At 73.9% G+C, this 12743-nt stretch carries 13 protein-coding genes and 2 tRNA genes; 9 read left to right on the top strand and 6 right to left on the bottom strand.

Features of this window, described 5'->3' with window-relative positions; translation table 11 throughout:
- Positions 1-101 precede the first annotated feature (101 nt).
- The 4 genes from ACZ7JZ_RS34020 to ACZ7JZ_RS34005 all read left to right on the top strand — a co-directional run bounded on the left by ACZ7JZ_RS34020 (position 102) and on the right by ACZ7JZ_RS34005 (position 3303).
- The gene (locus tag ACZ7JZ_RS34020) at positions 102-821 is read left to right on the top strand and encodes an SDR family NAD(P)-dependent oxidoreductase (protein WP_470946474.1); all 720 of its coding nucleotides are present in this window, start codon (positions 102-104) and stop codon (positions 819-821) included.
- Positions 822-1053: 232 nt separating this feature from the next.
- Positions 1054-1920, top strand: coding sequence for a MurR/RpiR family transcriptional regulator (locus ACZ7JZ_RS34015; RefSeq protein ID WP_470946472.1), 867 nt, complete (start codon positions 1054-1056; stop codon positions 1918-1920).
- Between the two features lie 557 nt (positions 1921-2477).
- On the top strand, positions 2478-2837 hold the full coding sequence (locus ACZ7JZ_RS34010; protein WP_470946470.1) for a hypothetical protein: 360 nt from the start codon (positions 2478-2480) through the stop codon (positions 2835-2837).
- Between the two features lie 124 nt (positions 2838-2961).
- The gene (locus ACZ7JZ_RS34005; protein ID WP_470946468.1) at positions 2962-3303 is read left to right on the top strand and encodes a DUF5713 family protein; all 342 of its coding nucleotides are present in this window, start codon (positions 2962-2964) and stop codon (positions 3301-3303) included.
- A 43-nt stretch (positions 3304-3346) separates the two neighbouring features.
- On the opposite strand, the gene ACZ7JZ_RS34000 is transcribed toward ACZ7JZ_RS34005, so the two are convergent.
- Together ACZ7JZ_RS34000 and ACZ7JZ_RS33995 are read right to left on the bottom strand one after the other, a co-directional pair.
- Positions 3347-3428: transfer RNA gene (locus tag ACZ7JZ_RS34000), tRNA-Val, on the bottom strand.
- Between the two features lie 213 nt (positions 3429-3641).
- Complete coding sequence (locus ACZ7JZ_RS33995; RefSeq protein ID WP_470946466.1) at positions 3642-4544, bottom strand: GNAT family N-acetyltransferase; 903 nt, start codon at positions 4542-4544, stop codon at positions 3642-3644.
- 390 nt (positions 4545-4934) lie between these two features.
- Here ACZ7JZ_RS33995 and ACZ7JZ_RS33990 point away from each other — a divergent pair, with 390 nt between their 5' ends.
- From ACZ7JZ_RS33990 to ACZ7JZ_RS33975, 4 genes are all read left to right on the top strand, one after another.
- A complete protein-coding gene (locus tag ACZ7JZ_RS33990; protein WP_470946464.1) occupies positions 4935-5354 on the top strand; it encodes a phage holin family protein in 420 nt (139 codons plus the stop codon).
- The gene (locus ACZ7JZ_RS33985) at positions 5351-5818 is read left to right on the top strand and encodes a DUF3618 domain-containing protein (RefSeq protein ID WP_470946461.1); all 468 of its coding nucleotides are present in this window, start codon (positions 5351-5353) and stop codon (positions 5816-5818) included. Before ACZ7JZ_RS33990 ends, ACZ7JZ_RS33985 begins: the two co-directional genes overlap by 4 nt.
- Positions 5815-6081 (top strand): DUF4235 domain-containing protein, encoded by a 267-nt coding sequence (locus ACZ7JZ_RS33980; RefSeq protein WP_470946459.1) that lies wholly within the window; start codon positions 5815-5817, stop codon positions 6079-6081. Before ACZ7JZ_RS33985 ends, ACZ7JZ_RS33980 begins: the two co-directional genes overlap by 4 nt.
- 210 nt (positions 6082-6291) lie before the next feature.
- The gene (locus tag ACZ7JZ_RS33975; RefSeq protein WP_470946458.1) at positions 6292-6822 is read left to right on the top strand and encodes a hypothetical protein; all 531 of its coding nucleotides are present in this window, start codon (positions 6292-6294) and stop codon (positions 6820-6822) included.
- 38 nt (positions 6823-6860) lie between these two features.
- Here the strand turns inward: ACZ7JZ_RS33975 and ACZ7JZ_RS33970 are convergent, their stop codons facing one another.
- The 3 genes from ACZ7JZ_RS33970 to ACZ7JZ_RS33960 all read right to left on the bottom strand — a co-directional run bounded on the left by ACZ7JZ_RS33970 (position 6861) and on the right by ACZ7JZ_RS33960 (position 11558).
- Positions 6861-10328 (bottom strand): molybdopterin-dependent oxidoreductase, encoded by a 3468-nt coding sequence (locus ACZ7JZ_RS33970; RefSeq protein ID WP_470946455.1) that lies wholly within the window; start codon positions 10326-10328, stop codon positions 6861-6863.
- A 146-nt stretch (positions 10329-10474) separates the two neighbouring features.
- Positions 10475-10990, bottom strand: a complete 516-nt coding sequence (locus tag ACZ7JZ_RS33965) for a GNAT family N-acetyltransferase (protein ID WP_470946453.1) — start codon at positions 10988-10990, stop codon at positions 10475-10477.
- A 28-nt stretch (positions 10991-11018) separates the two neighbouring features.
- Positions 11019-11558, bottom strand: a complete 540-nt coding sequence (locus ACZ7JZ_RS33960) for a DUF4396 domain-containing protein (RefSeq protein WP_470946451.1) — start codon at positions 11556-11558, stop codon at positions 11019-11021.
- Positions 11559-11760: 202 nt separating this feature from the next.
- On the opposite strand from ACZ7JZ_RS33960, the gene ACZ7JZ_RS33955 reads away from it, so the two are divergent.
- Complete coding sequence (locus ACZ7JZ_RS33955) at positions 11761-12249, top strand: hypothetical protein (protein ID WP_470946449.1); 489 nt, start codon at positions 11761-11763, stop codon at positions 12247-12249.
- Positions 12250-12356: 107 nt separating this feature from the next.
- Here the strand turns inward: ACZ7JZ_RS33955 and ACZ7JZ_RS33950 are convergent.
- Positions 12357-12426, bottom strand: a tRNA-Gly gene (locus tag ACZ7JZ_RS33950).
- Between the last annotated feature and the right edge of the window lie 317 nt (positions 12427-12743).

The following is a 12743-nucleotide window of genomic DNA, read 5'->3' as shown; positions in this document are numbered from 1 at the left end:
GTACGTGAGTCGGTCGGCCGGGTCGGCCCGGCCGACCGACTCGACTTCCCCCTCCCTGAGACCCCGGGTTTGCCCAACCCCCTACGGACGGGCCTGCGATCATGACCGGCGACCACGAACCGCTGCGGGTGCTGGTCGCCGGGGCCACGGGAGAGGTCGGCCGGGTGGCGGTGGCGCAGCTGCTGGAACGGGGCGCACGCGTCGCGCTGGCCGGGCGGGACGCGCGCCGGCTGGCCGAACTCTCCGCACGGACCGGCTGCCCCGCCCAGCACATCGACGCGTACGACCTCGACACCTGCTCGGCCGCCGCGCCCCGGGCAGCGGCGGCGCTCGGCGGGGCCGAAGGGTGTCTGGACGGGGTGCTCGTGACGGTCGGTGCGGCCGGGTTCGGGCCGGCCGCCGAGGTGTCGAACGCCGTGGCCGAACACCTGATGACCGTGAACGCGCTGTGCCCGATGGCCGTGCTGCGGGGCGCCGTACCCGTCGTGCGCGACGGCGGGTTCCTGGCGGCCGTGACCGGGGCCGTGGTCGACGCACCCCTCACCGGGACCTCCGACTACGCGGCCGCCAAGGCCGCCCTCGCGTGCTGGCTGGGCGTCCTGTCCCGCGAACTGCGCCGCAGGCGGGTGACCGTCCTCGACGCCCGCCTCCCGCACCTGGCGACGGGGTTCGCCTCCCGGGCCGTCACCGGGACTCCCCCGCGTCTCGGGCCGGGCGCCGACCCGCAGCCCGAGGTACGGGCCCTGCTCGACGCACTCGTCGACGGTGCCCCGTACCCGGCTCCCTCCGCACCGGCCGCCGGACACCCGTCCCCGTCCTGACCGCAGTCCCGACCGCCGGGCTGCCCGCGCGGCAGGCCCGTCCACGACGGATCCCCTCGCGGCGGCACCGCGCCCGCGCCGCTTCACCGCCGCAGGCCCGGGCCGACTCCCGCGGCACCTCAAGCACTAAGCTCGGCGGACACGCTACGCACCGCACCGGGCCGAGCAGACCCGGCCCGCCCCCCGGGCCGGCCCGGTCCGGACCCGGCCGACCGGAAGGACCCACCCGACGATGAGCGGCACGCTCGCCGACAGCATCCGCGCCACGCTGGGTGAGTTCAGCCCGGCCGAACGCAAGGTCGCCCGCGTGCTGCTGGCCGGGTACCCCTCGCCGGTCTTCGAGACCGTCGCGGTGATCGCCGAGCGCGCCGCCGTATCGACGCCCACCGTGCTGCGGTTCGCGGCGCGCATGGGCTACCGCGGATTCCCCGACCTCCAGGCCGCGGTCCGCGGGGAGCTCGACGCCCGCAGCGCCTCCCCCGTCGCCCTCTACGAAGCCGCGGGCCTGGGCCGGCCGGACGACAGGCGCAGCGGCGCCGGGATCCTCGCACGCGCCGGCGCCGTGTTCACCCCCGCCCTGTCCCAGACGCTGGCCGAGATCCCGCCGCACGACTTCGAGCGCGCGGTGGAGCTGCTGGCCGACCGCAAGCGCCGCGTCACGCTCGCCGGCGGGCGCTTCACCCACCTGCTGGCGCAGTACCTCGGCCTGCACCTGATGCAGCTCCGCGAGGAGGTCCGCTTCCTCCCGGACCGGCCCGTCGAACGCACCGCGGCACTCGCCCAGCTGACCCGGCGCGACGTCGTCGTGCTCTTCGACTACCGCCGCTACGAAGCCGACAAGACCGCCATCGCGCAGCTCACCGGCGAGGCCGGGGGCAGGACCGTGCTCTTCACGGACCCCTGGCTCTCCCCTGCCGCCGCCCACGCCGACGTGGTCCTGCCCGCACAGGTGGGCACCATGGCCCCGTACGACAGCCTCGTCCCGACCATGGCGGTCATCGAGGCCGTCATCGCGGGCGTCGTCGAGGCCCTCGGCCCCGAAGGCCACCGCCAGCTCACCCACAACGAGGACACCGCCCGCCGCGCGGGCCTGCTCTGAGCAGCCGGGGGACCCGTCTTCGGCGGTCAGGTGGCCGCCGGGCCGCCACCCTCTACCTCGGGGACGTACCCGCACACCGGCGGAGCGCGGCTCCCGGACGGCCAGTTGGCCGACACCGGTGTCCTCGGCAGAGGCCGCCACGGCGTGCAGGTAGGCGGCCTCGACGGGCCCGTGGTCGCTGGTTGCCGACTCGGTGGCGGTGTAGCGGCCGTGCGCGTCACGCCCGGAGGGAACGTACTTGGTGACGCGGTAGACGTAGGGCAGCACGTCACTGCCCGCCACGCCGTGCAGTGGTGTCCTGCCCGCCCAGACTGCACCTGGTACCGCCGACGCGTTCGCCCATGCCCGGAGCGTACGGCAGGCCCCGCCGGCCCTTCCCCGCGCATCCCGTGAGAAGCCGTGCCTGCGGAAAACTTCTCGGGCTCCGCGCCCCTGCGCAGGTACCGTACCGCCGGTAGACGACCGCGAAGTAGGCCGCAGGGAGCTCGCCGTGCCGACCACCGCACACCCTCCGTAGGTACCTCCGGAAAGCCCGGAGGGCCCTACGGAGGTCCTCGATGTCCCGAACCGTCCGCACGACTCCCCGACGGCTCCGTGTCCGGGAGGGCACGTCGGAGTCCATGTCCCTGTACGACCTGCGCTTTGCCGGTGCCGAACTGCTCCGAGCCGCGCTCGAAGGCCGTCGCCCCGTACCGACGAAGACCCTGCGCCGGATCACCTCCTGGCAGGGGATCGTGCTCAGTTGCAGGACGGGCTCGTTCTCCGCCGAGATCGCCGAGGCTGAAAGCCGCGCCCGGCTCCAGGCACGACTCCACACCCAGCGGATCCGCGGACTGCACCGCGTCGGCCACGGACTCGACGACGCAGACGTGCCGCCGGTCCGTCACCGCCACGGCGGGGTCTGGCGTGCCTGGTAGGGGCTCGCGGTCGAACAAGGCCCCCTGTGCGCGGGCTGGAGGTCTCGCCGCTGGGACCGGTGTCAGTGACGGCGTGCATGATCGGTGCAGCAGTGCGGATTCTTCGGATAGGACGGGCGGGGTCATGGCGGTCACCAATCAGCAGGTAGCGGGGCACGTGTTTCTGCGGGACATGTACGAGGACCCGTACTTTCCCGATCGCGTCGTCGACCTGGGCAGGGGCGTCCTGCTGCGGCTGTGCGAGCGGATCGAGGCCGAGCAGCCGTCGGACCTGGATGCCCTGTACGTGCTCACCCATACCGCGACGGAGGAGTTCAACCTGCTCGAGGCGGAGTTCGACGCGGCCGGGAGCGAGATCGAGACCACGGCGCGGGAGTGGATCGCCGAGGAGTTCTGGTTCGTCGCATCGGCGTACGGGTTCGCGCACGCGGACGCGGAGGAGCTGATCGCCGGCCGCAACTGGTGAAGAGGGGCCTCGGCGATCGCGGCGACGGCCGCGCGGTAGGAGGTGGGGGGCTGGGCGGCCGGATTCGAACCGGCGTCCTCCTCCATGTCGTGTAGGCGCACTACCTCTGTGCTACGACCCAGCCCTTGCCTCGAATCCTAGGGACAGCCCGCCGGATGCGCACGCGAATTTCCCCGGGGCGGCTTGCGATACCGGCCTCAGCGCCTGCGCGACGGGGTCGACGCCCGCGCCCTCGGCACCACCTCTCGCGTGACCGCGCAGCCGCCCGGCCTTGGACGCGCAGAGCGGCTACCTGGTACTGAGAGCGGGCCGAGGGCGGTGGCCGGGCGGCCCGTGGGTCAGGGCTTGTCGGCCGCCGGGTGGAAGTTGATGCGTTCGCGGACGACGGGGTAGCCGGCCTTGGTGAAGTTGGCGGCCATGGGGGTGTTGCCGCGGTCCGTCGCCCCGGTGATGAACGGGGCGCCCTCGGCGGCGAGGTGGTGGGTGCACTCCGCGAGGAGGTCGTAGGCGTAGCCGCGGCCGCGGTGTTCCGGGACGACCCCGATGAAGCCGACCGTCGGGCCGGAGGGGTTGTGGGCCGGGATGTGGATGCCGGCCAGGTCGCCCTCCGGGGTGTGTGCGACCTGCCACCACTCCCGCGGTGAGGGGCACCAGTGGAAGAAGTCCAGCTCCTCCTGGGCGGCCTGGTCCGGGCCGCCCTCCTCGATGGCCTTGAGGGCGTGGGCGTCCAGGGTGGCGGAGTGGATGCGGCGCAGCGCGTCAAAGAACACCGCGTCGTCGGGCTCGGCGCTGAAGCGCAGCCGTCCGGGCCGCTCGGGCAGGCCGAGGTCAGGGGTCCAGCGGTACAGGTAGCGCTCCACGAGGAGTTCGTAGCCCGCGCGCCGTGCCGCTTCGAAGCGGGTCTCGGCTGCGGTGCGCAGGGCGGGCTCCCCGCGCCAGCCGCCGGGCAGGTTGATCTCGAGTTCGACCTGTCGGGGGGCGGAGCGCAGGAGTTCGGCGCCGGCCTCCTCCTCGCCCTCGGCCACGTCGAACCAGTTGATGTTGACGGGCTCGGCGTCGTCGGGGCCGCCCCACCAGGCGCCGCGTGCGACGACCTCGCCGTCGCGCAGGGCTACGCGCTTCCAGTCGGGGCGGAAGCGGGTGCGCTGGTGGGCTTCGCGGGCGCCCAGGGGGTCGGGGAGTGCGTCGAAGAGGGGGGCGTCGCTCGCGGACAGCGAGCGGATGGCGACCGCACGGGTCATGGGTTCCTCCGGGATACGGACTGCTCGGAGCGCTCCCGGGTCAGAACTGGTACGCCACGCCGGGACAGCAGGAGAAGGAGCGCTGGAAGGGTGTGAACTGCACGGCACCCGCCTCCTTCTGTCCGCATCCGGGCGTGGAGCCACACCGTACGCGGTCTCCTCCCGCCCCGTCCACGGATTTTTAGGGTCTCCGGGGAGCACGGGCGGGGGTGGGCGGACCTGCTCCTGTGTGCGGGGTGCCCGTTCGTCGTGCCCGCCGTACGTCTTGCGGGTGACCGGGCGGTTGCGGGGTAGGCGCGCTGCGGCAGCGGCGTGCAGCCGCCGGCCGGAGGACCGCAGCACCTGCCCGACCTGCACGCCTGCACGACCGGACGAAAGGATACGGATTCCATGAGCGCCCTTGGACGGCAACCGGACCGCGGCAGTACCGGGGACTCGGCGGGCGACCTCGTCGCGCGGGCCTCGCAGCAGATCTCCGAGCTGGTCCGTGAGGAGATGCGGCTGGCCCGGGCGGAGATGGCCCGCAAGGGCAGGCGCTTCGGTGTGGGCGGCGGGCTGTTCGGCGGGGCCGGCCTGGTCGGCGTACTCGCCGCGCAGGCCCTGGTCGTCGCCGGGGTCGCGGCGCTCGCCCTGGTCCTGCCGGTCTGGGCGTCCGCGCTGGTCGTCGCGGCCCTGCTGGCGGCCGTGGCCGCGGGGATGGCCGCGGCCGGCAGGAGGCAGTTCGCCGAGGCCGGAACTCCCGCGCCCGAGCAGACCATCGACAGTGTCAAGGCCGACGTGGCCGAGATCAAGGAGGCAGCACACCGATGAGCAACCACGCCCCCGGCGACAAGGACGCCGCACCCACTCCGGAGGAGCTGCGCAAGCAGGTCGAGCACACCCGCGACGAACTCGGGCAGACCGTCGAGGCGTTGGCGGCCAAGGCCGACGTCAAGGCCCAGGCGAAGGAGAAGGCAGCCGAGATGAAGGACCAGGCAGCGCAGAAGGCCGTACTCGTCACCGACGAGCTCCGGGAACGGGCGGCGCAGGCGGCCCAGCTGGTCAAGGAGAAGACCCCCGACCCGGTCCTCGACTCCGCCGCCCAGGCAGCGGCCCAGGTCCGCGACACCGCGGTACGGGCCGGCCGGCTCGCCGCGGAGAAGACTCCGCAACCGGTCCGCGAGAGGGCCGACCAGGCCGCGAGCGCGGCGCGGGCCAACCGCACCCCGCTGCTCGCCGCAGCGGCCGCCCTGGCCCTCTTCCTGCTGGTGCGCCGCAACCGGAGGCACCGGTGAAGACCTCCAAGATCGCCTACCGGCCCGTGGGACTGGCGCTCGGCGCAGCCAGCGGCATGGTCGCCGGCGCCGCATTCAAGCAGGCCTGGAAGATGATCGGCCGTGACGACGACGCCCCCGACGCCATGGACGAGGGCCGCACCTGGCAGGAGGTCCTCCTCGCCGCGGCCCTCCAGGGGGCGGTCTTCGCCGTGGTGAAGGCAGCGGTGGACCGGGCCGGGGCCACCACGGTCCGGCGGCTGACCGGCACCTGGCCGGGCTGATCCGGACCCGCGGGCAGCGGCGGGGGGCCCCGGCCCGGCGCCATCCCGCCGCCCCGCCGCCCTGCCCTGCCCTGTCCGGCCATGCGCTGCCCGGCCCTCCCCTATCCGGCCCGGCCCGGCCCGGCCCGCGAGAGCCTGCCGTCAGCAGTCCGGGGCGGCGGCTGCGCAGCAGGGCGGGTAGACCCGGGTCGAGCGGGCACACGCGAGACCATGCACGGACACCATGCGCGTCGTCCCACCAGCAGCCGTCTCTTCGGCACAGCCCCCACGGCCCCGACACCGGCAGGCCAGGCACCGGCAGGCACGGCACCGCCAGCCCGCCCGGGCGCCCGGCACTCGCGCCGCACCCGGCTCGCCGGCCGCCTACGCCGACGCATCCTCGCCTACCGGGCGGTCGACTTCCTGCCCAGCCGTATCCCGGACGCCTCGGGGCCCGGCGAGGAGTGCCTGCTCCTCGTCCACATCCGCCGGGTCGTGGGACGGGTCCACTACCGGGTCTGCACCCCGTGCGCCCAGGGCGTCATCACCACCGTCGTCATCGACGAACCCTTCCTCAGCACCGGTCTGGGTACCCGCGCCCTCTCCCACCTGCGCTCCCGGCACCCGGGCCTCGCCTGGCGCAGCACCCTGCGCAAGCGCACCACCCGGGACCTGCTGCGCCGGATGCGGATCCCCGCGGCCCCCGCAGCCGCGCCCTGCCCCCACACCCGCCGGACACCGCCCCCGCCGGGTACGGCGTAGGGTCGGCCATATCGCGCGGGTACGACTGCCGGTACGCCTCAGAGGTCGAGGACCAGGTCCGAGGTGGGCAGGGACTGGCAGGTGAGGACCTCGCTCTCGGGCAGGTCCTCCGAGGGGGCGACGAGGTGCGCGGCCGTGCCCTTGAGCACGGTGCAGGCGCAGCTCTCGCACTGGCCGACCCGGCAGCCGCTCGGCATGGCGATGCCGGCGGCCTCGCCGAGGGCGAGGAGGGGTCCGCTGTCCCTGCGCCAGGTGGCGCTGCGGCCGGACCGGGCGAAGGTGACGGTGTACTCGGCGTCTTCGGGCACGGTCACCTCCTGGCGGGCGGGGCGGAACCTCTCGCTGAACAGCTCGAAGCGGGGGACGCCGCGGGCGGGCAGGGCGGCTTCGAGGGAGTCGAGCATGGGCTGCGGTCCGCACAGGTAGAAGCGGGCGCGGCGCTCGATGAGGCCCGGGTCGATGTCGTCGGCGGTGATGAAGCCGGTGCGGTCGTAGTCGCGCCCGGGGACGTCCTCCGCCCGGGGCGACGCGTAGTGGTCGACGACCGTCAGCGCCGGTATGCGGGCGGCCAGTTCGCGCAGCCGGTCCCGGAAGGGGTGGTCGGCTCCGTTGCGGTTGCCGTAGTGGAGGACGACCTCGGGGACCGTGCCGCCGGTGGCCGCCAGGGTTTCGAGGTAGCTGAGGAAGGGGGTGATGCCGATGCCGCCGGCGAGGAGCACGACGGGGTGGGCGGTGTGCGTCGGTACGGCGAACACGCCTGCCGGGGCGGCCAGGTGGAGCCGGTCGCCGACGCGGAGCTGCTCGTGGACGCGGGTGGAGAAGGCTCCGCCGGGGACGTGCCGGACGGCGAGCCCGTAGTCGGTGCGGCCGGGGGCGAGGGCGGGACCGGTGAGGGAGTAGCTGCGGCTGTGCGAGGGGTCCTGGAGGGTGCCGTCGGGGTTCTCGGCGCGTACGGTCAGGTGCTGGCCGGGCCGGTAGTCGGGGAGGGGTCCGCCGTCCTCGGGGGCGAGCCGCAGGGCGCGGATGCCGGGGCCGGCGGCGGTGAGGGAGGTGACGGTGAAGGGGCGGTACCCGGCCCAGGCCCCGTCGGCGGGTGCGGGGGCGATCCGGCAGGCGGCGGAGCGCAGCGGTACGGAGCCGCTCAGGGGGTCGGTGTCGGTGTGGTCGACGAGCCGGTTGAGGTTGCTGCCGGTGGCGGCGGTCGGGTCCGCGCCGGGGAGGGCGAGGACGTCGGCCTCCTGCCACCAGCCGTACTCGCCGACCACCACGGAGGGGTGCAGGGAGTCGTCGAAGCGGGCGCGCAGCCGGACGGAGCCGAGGCGGGTGGCGAGCTCGACCCACTGGCCCTCCGCGATGCCGTGGGCGGCGGCGGTGCGCGGGTGCAGGTCGACCGAAGGGTCGGGGGCCCTGCGGCGCAGCGAGGTCAGGGAGCGCTGCTGGCTGTGGACGAAGTACCCGTGCTTGGCGCAGGTCAGCACCAGGGGGTACGCGGCGTCCGTGGGGGCGGGGTCGCGGTGCTCGGGGACCGCCGGGTACCCGTGCTCCAGCAGGTGTTCGGAGTACAGCTCGACGCGGCGCGTCGGAGTGGCGAAGCCTGCCACCGCGCCGTCATCCGTGCCGCCGTCTGCGGGTGCGGGTGCGGCGTACTTGCGGTACGCATCCTCAAGGGGCACCCGGACGCCGCCGGGGCGCCGCCTCAGCTCCTCGACGGTCAGGCCGAGGGGTTCCAGCTGCCAGTTCCACGCGGCCTCGACGTCCCCGTCGAAGAACTCCGCGCCCATGCCCAGGCGGCGGGCGAGGTCGAAGACGAACTCGGTGTCGCTGCGGGACTCCCCCTGCGGCTCGACCATCCTGGGCCGGAGCTGGACGTGTTCCTGGGCCCGGTGGTCCACCTCGAAGCCGAAGCGCAGCGCCTCGCGCTCGTAGGCGCTGTTGACCGGCAGTAGGAGGTCGGCGCTGGTGCTGGTCGGGGTGTGGAAGAGGTCGAGGTGGACCTGGAAGTCGAGGGCGGCCAGGGCCCGCGCCGTACGGTCGGAGTCGGGCTGGGCGAGGACCAGGTTGGACCCGAAGGCGACGAGGGCGCGGACCGGGTACGGGCGGCCGGTCTCGATCGCGGTGCACAGGTCGCCGGAGTTGACGTACCCGGAGGCGGGCGGGCCCAGCGGGTGCTTGTCGAGGCCGAGGGCCTTGGCGCGCTGCCCGGGGGCGAGCTGGTCGAAGGACGCGGCGCGGCGGTAGGGCGGGGCGGGGACCACGTGGTTGCCGCCCGGCGCGTCGTAGGAGCCGGTCAGGGCGTAGAGGGTGGCGAGGGCCCGTTCGGTCTGGGCGGCGTTCGCGCTCTGGCCCACTCCGGTCCAGCCGTAGTACGTGACCGAGGGCGCGGCGGCGATCTCGGCGGCGAGGGCGCGTACCTCCCGCTCGGGGATCCAGGTGGTGGCCGCGACCCGGGCGGGGGGCCAGGCCGCGCAGGCGGCGGCGTACCGCTCGAAGGCCGGCGCGCAGTCGACGGCCGATCCGTCGCGCAGGGGGACCGCGAAGGTGCCGCGCAGGGCGAAGCGCTCGGGGCGGTCGGCGGGGCGTGCGGTGTCGTAGGCCTCGGCCCGGCCGGCCTGCTCGTCGTAGACGGCGAAGCCCGTGGCGTCGGGACCGCGGTGCGCGTCGGCGGACCCGCGGTACGGGTCGCCGGGACCGCGGTCCGCGTCGGGGAGCTCGTGCGCGCGCAGGAACCGGCCGGTGTCGGCGCGGACCAGGAGGGGGGCGTTGGTCCAGGCGCGTACGAAGGCCTCGTCGTAGCCCCCCTCGGCGATGAGGAGGTGGGCCAGGCCCAGGGCGAGGGCGGCGTCGGTGCCGGGCCGGACGCGCAGCCAGTGGTCGGCGCGCAGTGCGCTGGTGGAGCGGCGCGGGTCCACGACGGCGAGCCTCGTGCCGTTCGCCTGGGCGGCGGAGAGGGCGGCGGACTGGGCCAGCCAGGTCTTGGCCGGGTTGAAGCCCCACAGCAGGGCGAGACCGGCGTTCGCGTAGTCGGGGGGCGGGAGCGGCGAGCCGAAGGTGAAGGCGTGGGCGAAGTCCTTGTGCCAGTTGCAGATCTCCGCGCTGTAGACCGTGTTCGGGCTGCCGAAGCGGCGTACGAAGCGCTCGATCCACTCGGTGGCGTCCGAGACCATGGTCCCCGAGGGGGTGGCCACGGCGAAGGCCACCGACTCGGGGCCGCTCTCGGCAGCGATGGCGGCGAGCCTGCCGGCGATCTCCGCCATCGCCTCCTCCCAGGAGACGGGCACCCAGCCCGGGTCGGGGTCGGACTTGGGCCGGGTGCGGCGCAGCGGGGTGGTCAGCCGCCGGGTGCTGTGCGCGATCTCGGGTGCGGACCGGCCCTTGGGGCACATGGCCGTGCCCGTAGGGTGGTCGGGGTCGGGCCGTACGCCGGTGAGGCGGCCGTCCTCGACGGTGAAGACCGCGCCGCAGCGCGACTTGCAGAGGGTGCAGAAACCCCTCTTCTCCTCGGTCATGCGCCCTCCAGCCCGTGGACCGCCCCTCCTGTCCCTCCTCATTGAACCGGGCGGTTACGGCCTGCGGGGTCGGCGATGGTCCTCGGAGTACCGCCCGAGGTCCCGGGCTGAGGGGACTTTCGGACGTCCACCCGCAGTCCCGGCCGTCAGGCGGTGCCGACGAGGTCGATGGTGAACGCCACCCGGTCCAGTCGGGGGCCGTCGTAGTCCGGCTGCACCGGCGAGGCCGTGAAGCCGAGCCGGGTGTGGAACGCCTGCGAGGCGGTGTTCTCCGGGCTGGTGATGCAGTGCACGTGGCGGCGCCCCTGCGCCCGGACGAGGTCGAAGAAGGCCCGGTAGAGGGCGCGTCCGACGCCCTGCCCGTGCAGCTGGGGGTCGACGCCGACGAAGTGGACGTAGGCGGTGTCGGGCTCGGTCTGCGACAGGAAGCCGATGAGGAAGGCGGCTATGCCGCCGTCTGCTCCGCCGCCTTCGCGTTCGATGAGGAAGCTGGTGGTGGTGAAGTGCTGGAAGTACAGCCGGGGCAGGAGCAGTGCGCGCTCCACCGCTCCTGCCTCCCCTTTCAGGCCGCCCCACCACGCGTCCAGCACGGCGAGCACGCGGAGGTGGTCTGCGTCGGAGGGGTGGCGGGCGCTCAGGCCCGCGGGAAGATCATCGATCATCCGTGCAGTCTGCCACCGCTCGGCGGGGTCAGTGGTGGGCGTGGACGACCGCGTGGCCCTTGCCGCGGCCGATCATCCACTTGTTGACCGGTGTGGTGACCAGGAAGGCGACGGCGAAGCCGCCGAGCAGGGCGCCCCAGAAGAGCCCGTCGGTCAGGTGGGCGTCCATCGCCCCGGGGGTCAGGGCGATGATGCCGTTGTCGACCAGCTCCATCACGGCGATCGAGACGGTGTCGGCGGCCAGGGCCACCTTGACCGCGCTCTTGAAGCCCAGGCCGGCCCGGCGGACGGCGAAGAGGGTGAAGGAGTAGCCGAAGAGGAAGGCGAGGGTGATCGCCAGGATCATCGTCTGGGCGTTTCCCCAGCCCAGCGCGGTACCGATGACCATGCCGAGGATCTCGCCGACGGCGCAGCCGGTCAGGCAGTGCAGCGTGGCCTTGGCCGCCGTCGCCCACGAGGCGCCCCGGCGGTGGGCGTGCGCGTGGCCGTGACCGGCTCCGTGGCCCCCCTGGCCTTCGTGGGCGGCGTGCCCGTGTGCGGGTCCGGTGTGGTGCGCACTGTGGTCCATCGCCCTCATCCCCATTCCCTCATTCCAGTGTGCGGCCCTCACTCCTCCGCCGCACACCATCGACAATATACCCCCCAGGGGTATACCGGCAAGGTGGTGCGCCTCCCGCAGGCTGCCGAAAAGGCGTTCAGCAGTACCGCTCCGCCCCTGTGCGCCGGACCAGGCGCCGGCTTTCCACGCTGTGGGGCCTACAGTGGCCCGCATGGCTGAGCTTCCCGGCACCTTCGGCGGTGTCAGCGGACCGGACCCGCAGGAGATCGTGGACGACGTGCTCGGTGTGTTCACGCGCGCGTCGTACGCCTGCCCCGGCGGCCCACCGCTCGTCGCCTCGTCCTACACCTCGACCCGCGAACTGGACGGCCAGAGCATCGCGCTCCAGCTCGACACGGTCGACCCCTCAGAGGTACGGCGCCTGCTCCCCCGGCTCCGCCGGGCCGTCGCGCTTCAGGCGGACCTGAAGCGACGAGCGGTCGAAGCGGTGGTGCACGCCCTCAGCGACGGGAGCGCAACTGCGGAGGACCTGGCCGGGGCCCACGGAGACCTGCTGCTGGAAACGATCGCCGCCGAGGGCAACGGCGACGTGGTCCTGCACCTCACCGACTCCTGCGGTGGGCACCTGCTGGACGGCTACTGGCCCGCCGTCCGGTTCGACCGCGACGACGCCCTGGTCGCAGTGACCGTCGAGTCCTGAACCCTCCGCTCCCATGCCCGGCTTCGAACCGGCGGGCCCGGTGACCACCCGCCGTCGCGGGACGCACGAAGGCCCCGGCCTCCTTGCGGAGGCCGGGGCCTTGACCGAGCGCTGGGCAGGCCTTGCACCTGCATCCCCCCACGGGAAGTGGGGTGTCTTTCCTTGGACCACCAACGCATCTCCCACCGCCGGGACTTCAGCGGCAAGAACAAGATCGACTCTACCGCGTCCGGCCCCGGCCCGCACAATCAGGACGGGCCCGCCAGCCGTACGGCCGTCAACCGACGCCCCTGGCCCGGTAGATCCCCCGTCCGCAAGAATCCTCCCTTGACTCCTCCCCTCCCTGAAGGGAGGGGATTCCTAGCTCACTTCGCCTGACCGTCAGCGACGGGCAGGTCCTACAAGATCAGCGCTAGCCGGGTACGAGACCAGCCCGGACGAGCATCACGCGGGCGGAGTTCTTGTCCCTGGGGGACACGGTTCCGCAGGCGGTA

The sequence above is a fragment of the Streptomyces sp. NPDC038213 genome (assembly GCF_055600495.1).
This window is presented reverse-complemented; position numbering and strand designations above follow the sequence as displayed.

What these genes read in the sequence shown, in the direction of transcription:
- ACZ7JZ_RS34020 (WP_470946474.1), top strand. Translation starts at nt 102, where the DNA reads ATGACCGGCGACCACGAACCGCTGCGGGTGCTGGTCGCCGGGGCCACG.
- ACZ7JZ_RS34015 (WP_470946472.1), top strand. Translation starts at nt 1,054, where the DNA reads ATGAGCGGCACGCTCGCCGACAGCATCCGCGCCACGCTGGGTGAGTTC.
- ACZ7JZ_RS34010 (WP_470946470.1), top strand. Translation starts at nt 2,478, where the DNA reads ATGTCCCGAACCGTCCGCACGACTCCCCGACGGCTCCGTGTCCGGGAG.
- ACZ7JZ_RS34005 (WP_470946468.1), top strand. Translation starts at nt 2,962, where the DNA reads ATGGCGGTCACCAATCAGCAGGTAGCGGGGCACGTGTTTCTGCGGGAC.
- ACZ7JZ_RS33995 (WP_470946466.1), bottom strand. Translation starts at nt 4,544, where the DNA reads ATGACCCGTGCGGTCGCCATCCGCTCGCTGTCCGCGAGCGACGCCCCC.
- ACZ7JZ_RS33990 (WP_470946464.1), top strand. Translation starts at nt 4,935, where the DNA reads ATGAGCGCCCTTGGACGGCAACCGGACCGCGGCAGTACCGGGGACTCG.
- ACZ7JZ_RS33985 (WP_470946461.1), top strand. Translation starts at nt 5,351, where the DNA reads ATGAGCAACCACGCCCCCGGCGACAAGGACGCCGCACCCACTCCGGAG.
- ACZ7JZ_RS33975 (WP_470946458.1), top strand. Translation starts at nt 6,292, where the DNA reads ATGCACGGACACCATGCGCGTCGTCCCACCAGCAGCCGTCTCTTCGGC.
- ACZ7JZ_RS33970 (WP_470946455.1), bottom strand. Translation starts at nt 10,328, where the DNA reads ATGACCGAGGAGAAGAGGGGTTTCTGCACCCTCTGCAAGTCGCGCTGC.
- ACZ7JZ_RS33965 (WP_470946453.1), bottom strand. Translation starts at nt 10,990, where the DNA reads ATGATCGATGATCTTCCCGCGGGCCTGAGCGCCCGCCACCCCTCCGAC.
- ACZ7JZ_RS33960 (WP_470946451.1), bottom strand. Translation starts at nt 11,558, where the DNA reads ATGGACCACAGTGCGCACCACACCGGACCCGCACACGGGCACGCCGCC.
- ACZ7JZ_RS33955 (WP_470946449.1), top strand. Translation starts at nt 11,761, where the DNA reads ATGGCTGAGCTTCCCGGCACCTTCGGCGGTGTCAGCGGACCGGACCCG.